The organism is Streptomyces sp. SX-6, from assembly GCF_059089585.1.
The window spans coordinates 1-17,020 of record NZ_JBTHHU010000033.1 but is presented as its reverse complement, the minus strand read 5'-3'; the positions used below and the strand labels follow the sequence as shown (position 1 = coordinate 17,020).

Genomic DNA, 17,020 nt, shown 5'->3' with positions numbered 1-17,020 from the left:
GGGGGCTTGCGGCAAGCCCCCCATCGTGCCGCACAATCACCGGCCGAAGCCGGAAAACCTATGGTGAGAGCGGAACTGAAGACATGAACCCCTTGACCACCAACGCTTTCGATCTCCCGGACCACCTCTCCCCCAAGGCCGACCCGGCGCTGATCGCCCGCGACGAGCAGCACTTCGCGGCCATCGCCCGGTGCCTCGAGCTGACGATCGCCGACCTGTCCGACCGCCTCGACGCCGAGCTCAAGGCACCCGGCGGCACAGGCCAGCAGGCGATGGACCGGGACATCGAGGTCCACCGGCTGAACAGCCGGCTGCGTACGCTGCGCCGCTTCGGCCTGGACCTGTGCCTCGGGCACATGGTCCGCGCGGACGCCCCCGAGCCCGTGTACGTCGGACGGCTCGGCCTCACCGACAGCGAAGGCCGCCGGCTGCTGATCGACTGGCGCTCCCCCGCGGCCGAGCCGTTCTTCGCGGCGACCCATGCCGACCCGATGGGTCTGGCAAGCCGCCGCAGGTACCGCTGGACCGGCGGCCGGATCAGCGACTACTGGGACGAGGTGTTCACCGCCGACGATCTCGAAGGGCATGCCGCGCTCGACGACCAGTCGGCCTTCATCGCCAGCCTGGGCACGCACCGGTCGGCCCGGATGCGCGACGTCCTCGCCACCATCCAGGCCGACCAGGACGCCATCATCCGCGCAGGGTCCCGCGGCGCTCTCGTCGTCGACGGCGGTCCGGGTACGGGCAAGACCGTCGTCGCCCTGCACCGCACCGCCCACCTCCTCTACTCCGACCCGCGCCTCGGTCACCGCCGGGGCGGTGTGCTGTTCGTCGGTCCGCACCGGCCCTACCTGAACTACGTCTCCGACGTCCTCCCCAGCCTCGGCGAGGAGGGTGTGCAGACCTGCGTCCTGCGGGACCTCGTCACCGAGGGGGCCTCGGCGACGGAGGAGACCGACCCGGAGGCGGCCCGTCTGAAGTCGTCCGCAGACATGGTGAAAGCGATCGAGACCGCCGTCAGGTTCTACGAGGAGCCTCCCACCGAGGCCATGACGGTCACGGTCGACTGGTCCGGCATCCGGCTCGGCGCCGACGACTGGGCCGAAGCCTTCACGGCACCGGAACCGGGCACTCCGCACAATGAGGCGCGCGACCAGATCTGGGAGAAGCTGGTCGAGATCCTGATGGACAGGTACGACGGCGGCGTCGCACCCGACCTGTTCCGCAGGGCGCTGCGGCAGGACGAGGACCTGAACGAGGCCCTCGGCCGCGCGTGGCCGCTGCTCGACGCGGCCGACCTCGTCGCAGACCTGTGGTCGGTACCGGCCTACCTGCGGATGTGCGCTCCCTGGCTCGGCCCTGACGAGGTCCGCAAGCTGCAGCGCGCGGACGCCCGGGCCTGGACGGTGTCCGACCTGCCGCTCCTGGACGCGGCACGGCAGCGGCTCGGCGACCCCGAGGCGTCCCGGCGCAAGCGCCGGCTCGAGGCATCCGCCGCCGCCGAACGCGAGTACCGGGCCCAGGTCACCGAGAACCTGCTCAGGACCGACGACTACTGGCAACGCATGATGATGACGATGCTGCGCGGCCAGGACATGCAGAACACTCTGGTCGACGAGGACGCGATACCCCACACCGAACCGGACCTGCTGGCCGGCCCGTTCGCACACATCGTCGTGGACGAGGCCCAGGAACTGACCGACGCGGAGTGGCAGATGCTGCTGCTCCGGTGTCCGTCCCGGAGCTTCACCATCGTCGGGGACCGCGCCCAGGCCAGGCACGGGTTCACCGAGTCGTGGCAGGAACGGCTCGAGCGGATCGGGCTCGACCGCATCAACCTGGCCTCCCTGAGCATCAATTACCGGACGCCGGAAGAAGTCATGGCGGAAGCCGAGCCGGTCATCCGGACCGTGCTCCCGGACGCCAACGTGCCGGCCTCCATCCGCAGCAGCGGCGTCCCCGTCGTCCACGGATCCACTTCGGATCTGGGCTCGATCCTCGACACCTGGCTCGCCGCGCACGCCGACGGGATCGCCTGCGTCATCGGCGACCCCGCATTCCGGGCGGTGTCGTCCCGTGTCCGTTCGCTGACCCCGGAGTTGTCGAAGGGGCTCGAGTTCGACCTGGTCGTCCTCATCGACCCGGAGGAGTTCGGCACGGGCATCGAAGGAACCATCGACCGCTACGTCGCCATGACCCGGGCGACCCGGCAACTCGTCATCCTCACAAGCCCCTGAACCCGGCTCGCCGACGCTTCGGTCACCGGATCGCGCACTCGGGTGCACCACATATAGTCTGGCCATCAGGGGGAGGGTCCGATGCTGATCGACTTCGTTCCCGACGGGGGTCTGTACCCTTTCGAGTCGCGCTGGTTCGACTCGTCCGTCGGCCGGGTTCACTACATCGACGAGGGAGTTGGGCCGCCGCTCCTGTTCTGTCATGGAGCTCCGGCGTGGAGTTTCCTGTACCGGCACATCGTGAAGGACCTGCGCGACCGCTACCGGTGTATCGCCGTCGACTACCTGGGGTTCGGATTGTCCGAACGTCCTGCGGATTTCGGCTACACGATCGCCGAGCACACCACGGTCCTCGGCGAGCTGATCGATCACCTGAAGCTCGACGGCTTCGTTCTGATGGGACAGGACTGGGGCGGACCCATCGGTCTGGGCGCGATCACCACACGCGCGGACCGGGTAAAAGGAATCGTACTGGGCAACACCTCGTTCTGGCCGACCGAAGCAATGGCCAATCGGGCGTTCAGCGTGATCATGAGCAGCCGTCCGATGCAACGGCGGGTACTCGAGCAGAACTTCCTCGTCGAGCGCGTCCTGCTCGCAGAGCTGGGACACAAACTCACCACGGCCGAGGCCGACCATTACCGCAAGGTGCAGCCCACCGCGGAAGCCCGGCGCGGACTCGCCATCATGCCCAAGGAAATCCGGGCCGCGCGCCCCCTGCTGGACCAACTCGCCCGAGACGTACCCGCCTTGCTCGGCGGCAAGCCGGCCCTGTTGGTATGGGGAATGCGGGACATGGTGTTCCGTCCGAACGCCTGCATCCCGCGAATTCGCGCGGCCTTCACCGATCTCGACGTAGTCGAGCTGCCACGCGCGCGGCACTTCATTCAGGAACACGCACCGGACGCGATCGCGGCGGCGATCGCGAAGCGGTTCCCGTGATCACGCAAAGCCGGCGCGACTGACATCATGCTGAGATGGCTGATCACTTGTCTCCCGCGTCGCCGGTCGTAGAGCGGCTCGCGCGGTACACGAAGACCGAGCAGGGCGAAATTCTCGGCAATGCCCCGGACCCCTTCGGCGTTGCGGACACCGGCTTGACATGGCTCCCCAAGGAGGATCACTTCGGTATCAGACTGCACGGCCGTCTCGTAGCCCATGCGGGTCTGCGGAGGCTTCCCATAGCGATCGGGAGTGCCGACACGGAGGTCATGGGCGTCGGCGGAGTGGCCGTCGCAACCGACCTACGAGGGCACGGACTCGCACGGCTGGTCGTGACGGCGGCCTTGGACCACGCACGGATGCTGGGACCCCGGCACGGGATTCTCTTCTGCCGACCGCCGCTCGTCCCCCTCTACCAGCGACTCGGCTGGCAGGCGCTGGACGGTGAAGTCCTGGTGGAGCAACCCCAAGGACCTGTGGTCATGCCGCTGCGGACCATGTGGACGCCCCTGCACGACGACGCGTACTGGCCGACCGGAAAGGTGCGCCTGCTCTCGTTCCCCATGTGACCAACCCCTGTCCGGCCCTTGCGCGACTTTTCCGGGTGTGCGTGGGGCTGTCCCTGGCACGTAGGCCGAGAGGCGACATCGGCCAGAGCCACCCCCACGCACCTCCAGAGGTGCTGCTATCCGGTGCGTCCTCGGTCTTGGCTGAGTTCGTACAGCTCTTGGAAGATCCCTCCGCCGGTGGCGAGTTGGTCGAACGTACCGTGTTCGGCGATGTGTCCGCCGTCCATGACGATGATGCGGTCCGCGACGCGCGTGTTGGCGAGTCGGTGGGTGACGACGACGGTGATCCGGTCCGGGGCGATCTCGCGGAGAAGCTGGAACATGCGGTGCTCGCCTCTGGGGTCCATGTCGGAGGTGGGCTCGTCCATGATGACCACGGCCGGCTGCCGGTAGAGGACGCGGGCGCAGGCGATGCGCTGCCATTGCCCGCCCGACAGGCTCACGCCGCCCCACAGCTCGGCGGCGAGGAGAGTGTCGAGCTCATGGGGCAGTTCCTCGAAGGCCGGTCGCATTCCCACCGCTTCGACGGCCTGCCATACCCGCTCGTCGTCCCAGGCGACCGGCTGGCCCATGGTGATGTTGTCGCGGGCGGAGATGGGCCAGTAGCCGAACTGCTGGGTGACGAAGCCGGTTTGCTCCCACACCTGGCGTACGTCCACGTCGGCCAGGTCTACGCCGTCCCACAGCACCCGGCCTTTTTCCGGGGCGTACAGGCCCGACATCAGCCGCGTGAGCGTGGACTTCCCGGACCCGTTCACGCCCAGGACGGCCACCAGTTCGCCCCGCCGCAGCGTCAACGAGACGCCGTCGACGGCCGGGCGGTCCTTGTTCGGGTAGGTGAAAACCACATCCTGTACCTGGATGCTCTCCGGACCGCGCGGCACAGGCACCGTGCCGGACAGGGGGACAAGTGCCTTCGACCCCTCGATGAACCGGCTCCAGTCGCCGAGGAAGAGCGAGGAGTGGAACAGCGAAGCGGCGTAGTGCACGACGTTCGTCAGGTTGCCCAGCGCAGTGCGCACCGCGAATACGGCGGTTGCCGCGATCGCGAGCGACATGCGGCCGGTGACCGTCAGCCACAGCAGTGTTCCCCACGCCAGCGACAGGCAGATCCCGCCGAACAGCGCGGCGATCAGATTGGCCCGTAGCTGCCGCCTCGCGCCCGTGAGGGTACGGGCGTCCAGGCGAGCCGAGATGGTCCGGTACCAATGCGAGAGGTAGCCGGTCATGCTCATCCCGCGCACCTCGTCGGCGAGCTTGGAGGTGGTGACGAACCAGCGCATCATGCCGCGTACGTTGCGCCCTGTGCTGTTGGCGTGGTGGACCTGGTGCTCGATGCGCGCCTCGGCCATGGCTCCCACCCCCGACGGCAGTACCGCCAGGACGAGCACGGGCAGCATCAGCGGATGCAGGGCGGTGAGCACGCCGAAGGCGGCGACGAGCTTGATGAGCGCGGACATGAACGACTGCACGTCGTAGATCAGCCGGTCGCAGCGCACCGAACCGGTCTCGGCCGCCTCGTGCTCCTCGGCGAACTCGGGCCGCAGGAACGCGGCCAGCTCGACGTTCAGCATGGAGTCGACCACCGCGACATCGGCGGCCGTCATCAGCCGCGGCTTCAACCGGATGACCGACCACGAGGCCAGTCCGTAGGCGATCCGACCGACACCGGCCGATACCGCGATGACCGCGAGCGCGGGCAACGCCTCGTGCACCCGGTGCGACACCGTGCCTGTACCGAGGATCGGCGCCATCGCCCGTGCCATGGCGGCGAGCGCCACCGCCGACCCCACCCCGTAGACGATCTGGGCGCCGACCATGATGAGCACGTCGCGGCGGTCGATCCGCCAGGCCATCCGGAACACCTGGGCCAGTACGGCCGGGATCGTGGTCGCCAACTGCCAGACGCTGTACCGGTCGAACGCCGACTTCGTCCACTGCGACTTGCGCTGGATGTCCACCGGCTCCGGGTACGGTGGCCGGGGCAGTGTCGGGGCCTGTTTATCCCCCTGCGAACCCCCCATGGATGATCTCCTCCCCTAGGTTGGTAAAGAGCGCGGTGCTGAAAGCACCCGGTGCCTAACGGGAGCGATCTCCGGATGGTCACGGCCGAGGCATACCGGCTGCGGTGACAGCGGCGGAGGATCCGCTATTCGGCGAACTCCCCGCCTTGCCAACGGTCGGTCAGCGGGCCGTCGATGCGGTGGTGATCGGCGTTGTCCTCGGGGCGGTAGCCGAGTTCGTCCCAGCCGTCGCGCGGCCACCACTGCTCGCTGTTGTCCGACGTGCCGTAGACGGTGAGGTGGGGGCAGGGAAGCGGCCGGGTCGCGGCGGCCGTTACGAGCGAAGCGGCGTCGCGGGGGCTGAGCCAGGTGGCCCGATGGCGCGGCTCGGTCGGACGGTCCCGGTAGCTTCCGATGCGCAGGGCGACAACCTCGATTGCGTATTTGTAGGCATAGAGGAACCCGAGAGCTTCCATGGTGACCTTGCTGACACCGTAGAAGCTGTCGGGCTCCATGGCCGTGACGTTCTCCTGGGGGACGGTCACGGAGCGGCGCCCCGCGGCATGGTGGCTGCTGGCGAGCACCACGCGCGGGACGCCGTGGGCACGGGCGGCTTCCAGCACGTTGTACGTACCGGTGATGTTGTGGTCGACGATCCGAGGGAACGGCGCCTCCTTGGCGATCCCTCCGAGATGGATGACCACGCTCACGCCCGCCATGGCCTCGCCTACCGCGTCCGCGTGGCGCAGGTCGGCTCTGACGAACTCGGCGCCGGAAGGCAGTTCGGCGGGCGGGACCAGGTCGAGCAGCCGCAGCGGAACACCGGCCTGGGCGAAGGAGCGGGTGAGGTCGGTGCCGATGATGCCGCTCGCGCCGGTGATCAGCCAGATCATGAGTGCCTGCCCCCTGCCTCGAAGACGGTCTCGGCCCACTCACCGGCGGGATACGCGAACACATTGCGCATGGGCGGAGCGTAAACGGCTGCCCGTGCAAAACCGGCTACTTCAGCCCGGGAAGCCTGCGCAGCTCGCCTATCTTCAGGACGCGCGCGAGCAGGAGGAACAGCACCACCATCGTGGCGCCTCCCGCGGCCAGGGTCAGGGCCGGAGCCCAGGCTGCTGCCGATGACATCGCGGAACAGTAGTGGGCCGCGAGCCAGCCGACCCCGCCCGCTGACACCGCGGAGACAACGAGCTTGCCGTAGGTACGGCACAAGCGCTTCCCGTCCAAACGGCCCTCGAGACGGCGGCGCAGCCGGACAGCGGTGATCAGCAGCCCGATGGCGTAGGAAGCGGCGTAGGCCGCGGCCATGCCCGTGACTGCCCAGCGTGCGGGCAACAACAGGTGGCAGGCAGTGGCCAGGGCGATGTTCACGGCACCGATCCACACCGCCATCACGAACGGGGTCCGGGTGTCCTCGAAGGCGTAGAAGCCGCGCAGCAGCAGGTACTGCGCGGAGAAGGGGATCAGCCCGAGCCCGAACGCCTGGAGCATATGGCCCAGTGGTCGGGCGGAGGCAGGATCGGCCGCGCCGTGCGCGAAGAGCAGCTGCGCTGTCTCGGGCCCGAAGGCGAGGAAGAAGAACGAGGCGGGGACGATGACCACACCACTGATCCGCAACGCACGGGACAGGTCACTGCGTACGTCGTCCAGACGTTGTTCGGCGACAGCCCGGCTCATCCGGGGCAGCAGAGCGGTGACCAGCGAGACCGTGACGATCGCCTGGGGCAGCATCCAGATCGTCTGTGCGTTGGAGTAGGCGGTGAACCCCACGCCGCCGTTCGGCAGGGCCTGGTCCGCGGCCGAGGCATAGCGGGTCACCACAGTGCCGGCCACCAGGTTGGCCAGTACGAACAGCAGTGTCCAACGGGCCGCGCCGACGCTCTTGCGCAGGCCCGTCCCACGCCAGTCGAAGCGCGGGCGGAAGCGGAAGCCGGCCGCGCGGACGAACGGAACGAGAGCAATGGCCTGGACTGCCAGGGCAAGCGTCGTCCCGGCCCCGAGCCAGGTCACCTGGGTACTGGTGATGTCCTGCACCCGGTCCGGGATGGTCATGAGTCCGACGTAAACACCGAACACCGCGATGAGGACGATGTTGTTGAGGACCGGTGTCCACATCATCGCGCCGAAACGGTTCCGGGCGTTGAGGACTTGTCCCAGGATGCTGAACAGACCGTAGAAGAAGATCTGCGGGAGCAGGAACCGGGCGAACGTCACCGTGAGCTCGAAGGCCGCGTGATTGTCCGGTGTGTCGCTCTGGTAGAGGCTGATGATCTGCGGTGCCGCCCACACCGCCAGCGCCGTCCCTACGCCGAGCACGCCCAGGACCAGGGTGACCAGGCGCTGCTCGAAGGCCTGCCCTCCATCGGGATGTTCGGCTCTGGCCCGTACCAGCTGCGGCACCAGGACAGAGTTCAGGGCTCCTCCGATGACCAGGAAGTACAAGCTGGCCGGCACAGTATTGGCCTGGTTGTAGGTGGTGGCCAGCAGTCCTGTCCCCAGGGCGGCCGCCTGCAGCACTTGCCGGATCAGCCCCGTCGCCCGGGACACCATCGTCCCCGCCGCCATCAACAGGGACGAACGCGCCAGGCCGCCCTTGCCCCCGCCCTGTTTCGGAGCGGCGTGCCGCCCGTGCTTACGCTTCCTCCGCGACCGGGCAACCGCCGCGGTCCGTATCCCCTCGGTCATGTGTCCAACCTACGGGACAAGATCACGCCGGGCGCCGGAGAGCACATCGGCGCAGAGCGTGGCCCGTACTCCCGCCGCGGTAGCAGCGATGCCTCCCGGCAGCGGACGCGGCCGCCGATCGCCGCGGCGCATGCTGACCTCTGTAACCGCCACAAGGCCCCACGGGGCTCATGAGCCAGGAGGCGACCGGCCATGACTCGGATCAGCAGGGAGCCAGTGGACGGGCACCTGCCGCAGCTCGCCAGAAGGCGACTGCTGGGGACGACGCTGGGGGCGGCCGCGGCGGCGGTCGTGGGCACGACCGGGGCCGCTTCGCCGTCGAGCCGACGACAGATACGCGGGCGCGTCGGCTACTCGGAACGCCCGGAGGCGATCCGGCACCGGATCGTACGGACGAACGGCATCGACATGCACGTGGCCGAGGCCGGCAAGGGACCCGCCGTCCTCCTCCTGCACGGCTTTCCCGAACTCTGGTACTCATGGCGGCACCAACTGCCCGCCCTCGCCGCGGCCGGGTTCCGGGCCGTGGCACCCGACCTGCGCGGCTACGGCCGTACGGACGCCCCGGCGGACGCCCTCGGCTACAGCCTGCGCAACAATCTGGCCGATCTGACCGGTCTGCTCGATGCACTGGGCATCGAGCAGACCGCAATCGTCGGCCACGACCAGGGCGCCACGATCGCGTGGGCGGGAGCGCAGCTGCACCCCGAGCGGTTCCCTGCGCTGGTCGCACTGGGCGTACCGTACTCGGCCCGGTCCCCCATGCCCATCACCCAGCTCATCCGCAAGAACAACCCGGGCAAGTTCAATGTCGTGCTCTACTTCCAGCAACCCGGCCCAGCCGAGGCGGAGTTGAACGCCGATGCCGCCCGTACCTTGCGCATGACCATGTACGCCCTGTCCGGCCAGGCACCGGCGGACCTGGTTCCCCGCTGGCTGCTGGACACTCCCGGGTCCTCCGGCTTCCTCACCCCACTCCCCGACCCGGGCGCCCCGTCGCACTGGTCCGACTGGATCAGCGACGGAGAACTCGGCCACTACGCGCGGGAGTTCCGGAGGACAGGATTCGACGGCGCGATCCGGCGCTACCGCACATTCGACTTCGACTGGTCGGACCTGCCCGAAGTCGGCACCCTCGAGGTCCGGCAGCCCACGCTGTACATCACGGGCGTGCTCGACTCCGCGTACCGCTTCAACTCCCTGGACGCGATGCGCGCGTCCGTCCCGGGCCTACGAGGCATCGTCGAGCTGCCGGACTGCGGCCACTGGACCCAACAGGAGCGGCCGCGTCAGGTCAATGACCACATGGTGGCCTTCTTGCGCTCCGTATACGCGCCGACGTCGAGGTAGGGCCGTCACTCGCGGCGCAGTCCCTCGGCGATCGCGCATGTGCAGCCCGCGGGGCGACCGTGTGCCGGCCTGGTCAGGTGGTGTGTTTGGTGACGAAGTCCGCGATGGCGTCCTGCATTTGCTGCAGGCCGGGCTCTTCGAGGGGGTAATGGCCGGCGTTGTCGAGCATGACGGTGTCGACGGAGACCTTGGTGATGCGGGACAGGACGGGCAGGCTGAGGTGGTGAGGGGTCCAGCGGTCCTCGGCGGGCTGGGTCAGCAGGACCGGGCAGGCGTCGAAGTCCTCGGGTTCGACCGCAGGGGCGTAGTTCATGTAGCGGTCCAGGAAGCGGACGCTGACCCAGTTCGCGGCGGAGGTGCGGTCCTTGAGGAAGACCTTCATGGCGCCCGGATCGTTGGCGAGGGCGGACATCTTGCCGGCCAGGCTCATCGGGTACTTCATCGAGGCGGCCGGGGTCTTGGCCAGCAGGCTCATGAGGGGGCTGCCCAAGCGGGCGGTGAGCTTGTCGTGGGCGGTCTCGTCGCGGACCTGCTGGTTGCGCTGGTCGAGGAAGGTCATGCCGACGATCCCGGCCAGGGCACCGCGCGGGGCCTTGGCGGCGACGTGGTAGGCGAGCATGCCACCCGCGCTCAACCCGTACAGGACGATCGGGCGGTCGTCGCGCGACTGCTCGTAGGCGAGGAAGTCGACGACCAGGTCTATCCAGTCGTCGTAGGAGGGTGTCGTGCCCGGCTTGACCTGGGTGAGGCCGTAGCCGAGGTTGTCCAGGGCGACGGTCTCGAAGCCGCGGTTCGCCAGCGGGGCACCCAGGACGAGGGACATCTGACGGCCGTTGGTGCCCACGCCGTGGTGCAGGACGACCTTGGCCTTCGCCGAGGCGTTCGGATAGCGGTCGAGGTGGACGCGATGTCCGCGCCAGTCCCAGAACTCTTCTTCGGGTGCTGTGTCATCGGTCAGGCGCAGGCGGGCGGGCAGGAACTGCTGCAGATCGCGCCATGCCTGCTGATCACGGTAGTGGACGGGGGCGGGGGCGGTGTTCATCGTAACTGCCTTCCGGCTGCGACCTGTTGGCGGGTCAGGCGGGGTTGGAGGAGGCTGGGTGGCCCAGCGCCCCACGGGTGATCATCTGTACTCCGGTCCTGAGGTCCCGGCGGGCCGCTTCGACGTCGCGCAGGTCGTCCTCCAGACCCCGGGTGAAGGTGAGCAGCACACCGGCCGCCTGCTGGGCGGTGCCGGGGGCGACGCCGGCCAGAGCAGAGGTCAGGAGCTCGGTCAAACGGTCCACGTAGGCGGTGATCAGTTCGGGAGTGTGGATGGAGGCCGTGGACAGCAGCTCGTACGCGTGCGTCGGGCTGTCGCTCCACAGCCGGATGGCGACCTCCAGTTTCACCATGAGCACACCGAGCACCTTCTCCTCGGGCGTGCCAGCGACGGCTGCCGCCCGCTCGGCCACCGCCGAAGCCCGCTCCAGCTCCGCCCGGATGACCTTGGCGAACACTTCACCCTTGGTCCCGGCGTACTTGTAGACGGTCGGGCGTGACAGCTGCGCCTCTTCGACGATGTCGGACATCGTCGTACGGCGGTACCCGTTGCGGCAGAAGGCACGGTAGGCGCTGTCGAGCACGACTTGGGCGGACGGAACCTTCGACATGGCTACAAATTTAACACTTGACTTGAAGAGTGTTAATCCCTGGAGCCAGCCAACTCAGCCGGCTTTTCGGGCCGATTGGTCCACGAAGTAGACCGTGCACGGGTGGCCGAACAGCACGTCCTCACGCAGAGGAGTGAAACCGAGCCGTTGCGCCACTCTCACCGACGCGGTGTTCCCTGTGCCGATCATGGAGATGAAGCAGTCCGCGCCCAAGGTCGCGAAACCCCAGTCCAGGCATGCACGGGCTGCCTCGGTCGCATAGCCGTGGCCCCACGCCTCGGCCTTCAACACCCAGCCGAGCTCCACCTCGTCGAGAATCCCCCAGTAGTTCAGCCCGACCCGGCCGATGAACTCACCGTTGGACTTCCGCTCGACGGCAAACAGCCCGTGACCTCGTTCCGCCCACTGCCGGCCGTCCGAAGCCAGCCGTTCCAACGCCTGTTGGCGCGAGTAGGTGCCGACGAACCGGTTCACCCGCTCATCCCCGTGGAGCGCGACGAACGCATCGACGTCCTCAGCCCGGAGACGCCGCAGCAAGAGCCGTTCAGTCTCAATCACCCGACCCAGCCTATCCGCGCGGCCACCTGCACATTCCGGGATACGGACGCCCAGGATGCCCTGCCCGGGCAATCAAGTGTGGGGCTGCCTCAGTCTTCATCCGCGCCGGAGAGAGCCTGGGCGATCATGCGGGTGGCGAAGTCACGGTCGTCGGTGAGTCGGTTGATGTGCTCCGCGAGCAGGAAGGTGACGACTTCCAGGGGAGTCAGCTCGTCCTTGGTCCAGTACCCGTAACTGCTTGCGCCACAGGCTGGGGCTCAGGTCGGTGCCCGCGGCGATGAGCAGGCCGGCCATGGTGGGAATGGCCTCGGGAGGAACGCTCTTGGGCATCATGCGCATCGTGGCCACGAGGTTGGGCACCACGTACTCGATGACGTCCTTGTCGTGGTCCTCGTAGGCCATCCGCAGCCACTGCATGAACATGTAGATGAGCGTGCAGGTGCCGTCCAGCATGTCGTCGACTTCGCCGGGGCCCAAGGAGGCGGTGAACTGGTCGGTCAGCGCTTGTTGTTCGGCGTCGGTCTGGGTCTTGTCGTCGTAGATGGCTTTGAGCCGAGAGTCGATCATCATGAGTGCTGCGCCCACATCGCCGGCGGGAGCGTGCTGGGGGTCGCAGGGCGATGGCACAGGGATTCTCCTCAGCTGGCCGTGGGCAGCGTGGCGTGCCCGTACAGTAGCCCGCCGATGATGCGAGAGTCTGACGAATCCCGATGAAGGACCTGTGATGGCCCGCCGCAGTGTGGCAACTGCCCCGCCGGGACTGTCATGTTCGGCCCGTCGAGGCCCGTGTCGCGTCGTCCCAGGCATGGGGGCTGAGGTAGTGGTTCGCGTGTCCCGCGGCGAGCACGGACCGGAGTTCCGCGAGATGCGGCGTGTCCGCCGGGAGTTGCAGTCGCGCGAGGAGGGCCAGTGCGGTCGTCGGCTCCAGGTCGCCGTATAGGTCGTGGTAGCCGGCCAGCAGGCCCTTGAAGAGGGGTTCGTGCAGGGCGGGGACCCGCACGACGGCGTCGTACACCTTCTGCTTCACGGGCCAGGGCACGGGGCCCGAGCAGGCCAGTACCCGGCCGGCCCGGCGCAGGGAGGCGTCGGTTCCGTCCGCCACGATGCGGTCGATGTCGTTCCCGAGCACCTCGGCGAAGGCTGTCGCGGCGGTGTCACGGTCCTCGAACCAGTCGGTCCAGAGCGAGTAGGTGACGGCCTCGGTGTCCCGCTCCGCCTCCAGCCGCCGACGGTAGCCCTCCCACAGCACATTGGCAGGCAGGGGCCCCTCCGGACCTTGGTCCGCGAACCGCATCTCGCACGTCACCCAGTATTCGTCGAGGAGATCCAGCAGCCCGAAGGCCAGCCGCGACTACTCGGCCACATCCAGGGACTGGTCGGCGAACACCTTGCCGGCCCAGGAGTGCGCAATCTCGTTGGCGGTGAGCAGCCGACCCGGCATCTCGGCATCGGACCACCCGCCACCGGCCTCGACAACGCCTCGCCCGGCGAGCCAACTCCGCGCATCCTCCGCAGTTTGCACCTCCATACGAAAAGTATGACAAACCCCGCTCTCGTGAACACAACCAGCCGGACCGTCCCCGCGTGCGCGGGGCCGTCCACCGACGAGGCCGCCGCGCAGCGTTCCGACGGCCCCGCGCAGTGACGACTGCCCGCAACGGCTACGGGTGGAAGCTGATCTCCGGGTTCTCGGGGATCGGCCCGTTGAGGATCGGCTGGTCGATCCCCTTCAACTGCAGGTCGAAGAAGGCCGCCACGTACTCCCGGGTGAGCCGCACCCCGCGCTCGGCGCCGACCGTGGTGCCGGGAGGCTCGGGGAGGCCGAGCTTCTCGAAGAACAGCGGGCTGTCGGTGAAGGTGCCGTGGTTGGAGCCGGTGACGGTCAGCCAGCGCTTCCAGCCGTCGAGATTGGCCCAGCTCTCCGTCCAGCTGGTGTCCTCCTGGCCGTCGCCCAGCGGGTGGCCGATCATCAGGAACGGCTTGCCGTCGAGCCCGGTGGCGGGCACCGGGAAGTCCATGGTGCCGTCCAGGTTCACCCCGGCCCGGATCCGGTCGTCGGTGAGCAGGGCCGGGACGGTCGCGGAGCCACCGACCGAGTGCCCGGCCATGCCGATCCGGTCACGATCGATCATGCGGGCGTAGCGCCAGGCCGGGTGCCGGTGGGTGGTCAGCCGACTGATGACGAAGGAGACGTCCTTCGCCCGGCTCTCGTTCAGGGCCGCCCATTCCTTCTTGGTCTTCAGCTTGCCGCACATGACGCAGGTGAGCGTCTGCCCGTCGGGAAAGGTTGTTCCGGTGTTCTCGTAGGTGTGGTCGACAAGCGCGACGACGTATCCGCGGCTGGTCAGGTCCTCGGCGAGGCTGGTCAGTTCGGTGCGCGGCATGGTGAAGCCGGGAGAGAGCACTACCAGCGGGAACCGGCCGTGCAGCGGGCGCGCGCCGGATCCGGCCCAGGTCCGGGTGCCGGTGACCACCTCGGTGGGGATGGTGTTGCCGGGCAACTTCGCGTCCAGCATGAGTCTGGCGGCCTCGGGGGTCATGTACGGGGCCGGGCCGCCCGTCCCCTTCTTGGCGGGGTAGTACATCGACACCATCAGCTGGCGCGGGCCCGCCGACGGGACCCACGGGTCGGGCCGGTCCCGGTCGACGAGGTGCAGGATCTCCCGGCCGAGGGCGTACGGTCCGGTCGGGCGCGGGAGATCGACGTGGATGCCCGTCGGCGAGGTGGGCAAGGCAGGTGCGGTGGCTGGGACAGGGGCGGCGGGCGCGGCCAGCGCGGGAGCGGTGGCGACAGCGGACAGCGGCAGGGCAAGCAGGAGCGCCGCCGCCGCGGCAGTGCGACGAATACCGGTCATGGCTGGGACCGTAGGCTGTCCGTGCGGTAGTTGACGTCCCCTCAGCGACGTAGGGGGTTCACCTGAGGGTGCGGTGGGATTCGGGGATGGCCCCTAATTGATATCCCGTACGGGATATCAATTAGGGGGATTTGGGTGCCGTCGACGACAAGGCGCGTCAGCGGTGGCGGCCGTGCCGGCCGAGGGTCTCCACGGGGGTCTCGCCGGGGCGGGTCCACTGCGGCACGGGGCGGCTGGTCGGGCCCCAGGTGGCGTTCCCGTCCGCGTCCGAGCGCCAGGACCAGCACAGGCTGTGCCCCTCGGGCCGGCCCTCGGGGTTGTCCTCCCATGCCTCGCCTCGGCCGTAGGGTGTCATGTCGAGCAGGCCGAGGGACCCGTTGACCCGCTCGTTGCCACGGCCTGTTGTGGAGCAGGCGAGGAACATGCGGTCGCCGTCGCACCGCCGACAGGCCCCGCCTACCCGGCCCGAGCAGACCTGCTCAACGGAACGCCGACAGGCTCAGGGCAAGCACCCCGACCAGGGCGAGCACTGTGGCCTCGGCCCGGACGATCAGGAGAACCTTGGCCCTTCTGACACGGTCGCTGTACAGGAGGCGGTTCAGGGCGCGTTCGGCGTCGGCGTCGAGCGGGCGGTCGCGCCAGGGGCCACCGTTGGCGGGTACGGGGTTGGCCGTGCGCAGCAGTTCCAGTTCGTCATGCATCGTCGTCGCCTCCAGCACGCACGTCGGTTCGTGTCTCGGACCCTACTGGCAGGGCAGGCCGTATGCGGTCGACCTCGGCGCGCAGCCGACGGCGGGCCCGGTGCAGGCGCATGGCGGCGGCACTGCGGCTGCAGCCCAGAGCCACGGCCAGTTCGTCGAGGGACAGTTCCTCCCAGGCGGTCAGGCGCAGCGCCTCCTGATCGGCCGGCGAAAGGCGGGCGAGGGCCTCGTGCACCCAGGCACCGGGGCGGTCCACGTCCGGACTGTCCACGGTGTGCCGGCGGTGGGCGGTCTCGTGGTGACCGAGCCTGAGCAGCAGACGGCGGTAGCGGGACATGCCGCGGACGGTGTTGGCCAGGCAGTTGCGGGCCACCCCGTACAACCAGGGCAGTGGCGGGTCGGGAATCTCCGTACGGCGTCTCCAAGCTATGGAGAACACCTCCGACACCACTTCTTCCACCTCATGCGCCTGCCCGTCCAACCGTCGCGCCACGAAGCGGCTGACCGCCCAGTAGTGCGCGCGATAGGCAGCGGCGAAGGCTTCCTCCGTGCTCATGATCGGCTGGTGTCCGGCATGGAAGAGATCTTCACACATGTACGACGTGAGGTGGATCGCACTCCGGCGGACCCTGGAACGGTGAAGGAACGCGAACGTCCGGACACGTAAGGGGCATGAGATCCCCAGTGAAGTGGCTGACCACCACCGACCACAAAACAATCGGCACGCTCTATCTGGTCACGGCGTTCGCGTTCTTCTGCATCGGAGGGCTGCTCGCCCTGCTGATGCGCGCCGAGCTGGCCCGGCCGGGTCTGCAGATCATGTCGAACGAGCAGTTCAACCAGGCGTTCACGATGCACGGCACGATCATGCTGCTGATGTTCGCGACGCCGCTGTTCGCCGGATTCGCGAACTGGATCATGCCGCTGCAGATCGGTGCGCCCGACGTGGCGTTCCCGCGGCTGAACATGCTCGCCTACTGGCTCTACCTGTTCGGCTCCCTGATTGCCGTCGGCGGATTCCTGACTCCGCAGGGGGCCGCCGACTTCGGCTGGTTCGCCAACTCGCCGCTGTCGGGAGCCGCGTACTCGCCGGGTGTCGGCGCCGATATGTGGATCATGGGTCTGGCCTTCTCCGGCTTCGGCACGATCCTCGGCGCGGTCAACTTCATCACCACCATCATCTGCATGCGCGCCCCGGGCATGACGATGTTCCGCATGCCGATCTTCACCTGGAACGTCCTGCTGACCGGTGTCCTGGTCCTGCTGGCCTTCCCGGTCCTGGCCGCCGCCCTGTTCGCCCTGGAGGCGGACCGTAAATTCGGTGCGCAGATCTTCAACGCGGCCAATGGCGGCGCCCTGTTGTGGCAGCACCTCTTCTGGTTCTTCGGACACCCAGAGGTGTACATCATCGCGCTGCCGTTCTTCGGCATCATTTCCGAGATCATCCCGGTCTTCTCCCGTAAGC

At 68.3% G+C, this 17,020-nt stretch carries 16 protein-coding genes and 2 pseudogenes; 5 read left to right on the top strand and 13 right to left on the bottom strand.

The window, feature by feature from the left end:
- Positions 1-83: 83 nt before the first annotated feature.
- The 3 genes from helR (at position 84) to ACV530_RS29535 (ending at position 3,748) form a co-directional block, all read left to right on the top strand.
- A complete protein-coding gene (gene helR / locus ACV530_RS29545) occupies positions 84-2,237 on the top strand; it encodes an RNA polymerase recycling motor ATPase HelR (RefSeq protein WP_494335709.1) in 2,154 nt (717 codons plus the stop codon).
- Positions 2,238-2,318: 81 nt separating this feature from the next.
- Positions 2,319-3,179, top strand: coding sequence for a haloalkane dehalogenase (locus tag ACV530_RS29540; protein ID WP_494335708.1), 861 nt, complete (start codon positions 2,319-2,321; stop codon positions 3,177-3,179).
- Between the two features lie 35 nt (positions 3,180-3,214).
- Positions 3,215-3,748, top strand: coding sequence for a GNAT family N-acetyltransferase (locus ACV530_RS29535; RefSeq protein ID WP_494335707.1), 534 nt, complete (start codon positions 3,215-3,217; stop codon positions 3,746-3,748).
- Between the two features lie 116 nt (positions 3,749-3,864).
- On the opposite strand, the gene ACV530_RS29530 is transcribed toward ACV530_RS29535, so the two are convergent.
- From ACV530_RS29530 to murJ, 3 genes are all read right to left on the bottom strand, one after another.
- Positions 3,865-5,772, bottom strand: a complete 1,908-nt coding sequence (locus tag ACV530_RS29530) for an ABC transporter ATP-binding protein (protein ID WP_494335706.1) — start codon at positions 5,770-5,772, stop codon at positions 3,865-3,867.
- A gap of 125 nt (positions 5,773-5,897) precedes the next feature.
- On the bottom strand, positions 5,898-6,644 hold the full coding sequence (locus ACV530_RS29525; protein WP_494335705.1) for an NAD-dependent epimerase/dehydratase family protein: 747 nt from the start codon (positions 6,642-6,644) through the stop codon (positions 5,898-5,900).
- 106 nt (positions 6,645-6,750) lie between these two features.
- Positions 6,751-8,439, bottom strand: a complete 1,689-nt coding sequence (gene murJ, locus ACV530_RS29520; protein ID WP_494335704.1) for a murein biosynthesis integral membrane protein MurJ — start codon at positions 8,437-8,439, stop codon at positions 6,751-6,753.
- 192 nt (positions 8,440-8,631) lie between these two features.
- On the opposite strand from murJ, the gene ACV530_RS29515 reads away from it, so the two are divergent.
- Positions 8,632-9,789, top strand: coding sequence for an alpha/beta fold hydrolase (locus ACV530_RS29515; protein WP_494335703.1), 1,158 nt, complete (start codon positions 8,632-8,634; stop codon positions 9,787-9,789).
- 73 nt (positions 9,790-9,862) lie between these two features.
- On the opposite strand, the gene ACV530_RS29510 is transcribed toward ACV530_RS29515, so the two are convergent.
- From ACV530_RS29510 to ACV530_RS29465, 10 genes and pseudogenes are all read right to left on the bottom strand, one after another.
- Positions 9,863-10,831: an alpha/beta hydrolase gene (locus tag ACV530_RS29510; protein ID WP_494335702.1), complete on the bottom strand. Its 969-nt coding sequence runs from the start codon at positions 10,829-10,831 to the stop codon at positions 9,863-9,865.
- A gap of 34 nt (positions 10,832-10,865) precedes the next feature.
- Positions 10,866-11,441, bottom strand: a complete 576-nt coding sequence (locus ACV530_RS29505) for a TetR/AcrR family transcriptional regulator (RefSeq protein WP_494335701.1) — start codon at positions 11,439-11,441, stop codon at positions 10,866-10,868.
- Between the two features lie 54 nt (positions 11,442-11,495).
- The gene (locus tag ACV530_RS29500; protein WP_494335700.1) at positions 11,496-11,999 is read right to left on the bottom strand and encodes a GNAT family N-acetyltransferase; all 504 of its coding nucleotides are present in this window, start codon (positions 11,997-11,999) and stop codon (positions 11,496-11,498) included.
- Between the two features lie 89 nt (positions 12,000-12,088).
- Positions 12,089-12,626: pseudogene (locus ACV530_RS29495) on the bottom strand (hypothetical protein).
- Positions 12,627-12,762: 136 nt separating this feature from the next.
- A complete protein-coding gene (locus tag ACV530_RS29490) occupies positions 12,763-13,305 on the bottom strand; it encodes a hypothetical protein (protein ID WP_494335699.1) in 543 nt (180 codons plus the stop codon).
- A gap of 45 nt (positions 13,306-13,350) precedes the next feature.
- Positions 13,351-13,527 (bottom strand): hypothetical protein, encoded by a 177-nt coding sequence (locus tag ACV530_RS29485; RefSeq protein ID WP_494335698.1) that lies wholly within the window; start codon positions 13,525-13,527, stop codon positions 13,351-13,353.
- A gap of 133 nt (positions 13,528-13,660) precedes the next feature.
- On the bottom strand, positions 13,661-14,854 hold the full coding sequence (locus ACV530_RS29480; RefSeq protein ID WP_494335697.1) for an alpha/beta hydrolase family protein: 1,194 nt from the start codon (positions 14,852-14,854) through the stop codon (positions 13,661-13,663).
- 157 nt (positions 14,855-15,011) lie between these two features.
- Positions 15,012-15,305, bottom strand: a pseudogene (locus ACV530_RS29475) (DUF899 family protein); the annotation flags it as partial.
- Positions 15,306-15,333: 28 nt separating this feature from the next.
- Complete coding sequence (locus ACV530_RS29470; protein ID WP_494335696.1) at positions 15,334-15,555, bottom strand: hypothetical protein; 222 nt, start codon at positions 15,553-15,555, stop codon at positions 15,334-15,336.
- Positions 15,548-16,111, bottom strand: a complete 564-nt coding sequence (locus tag ACV530_RS29465) for an RNA polymerase sigma factor (RefSeq protein WP_494335695.1) — start codon at positions 16,109-16,111, stop codon at positions 15,548-15,550. Before ACV530_RS29465 ends, ACV530_RS29470 begins: the two co-directional genes overlap by 8 nt.
- A 116-nt stretch (positions 16,112-16,227) precedes the next feature.
- On the opposite strand from ACV530_RS29465, the gene ACV530_RS29460 reads away from it, so the two are divergent.
- Positions 16,228-17,020 (top strand): cbb3-type cytochrome c oxidase subunit I (locus ACV530_RS29460; RefSeq protein ID WP_494335694.1); only part of this gene is annotated, 793 nt, incomplete at its 3' end.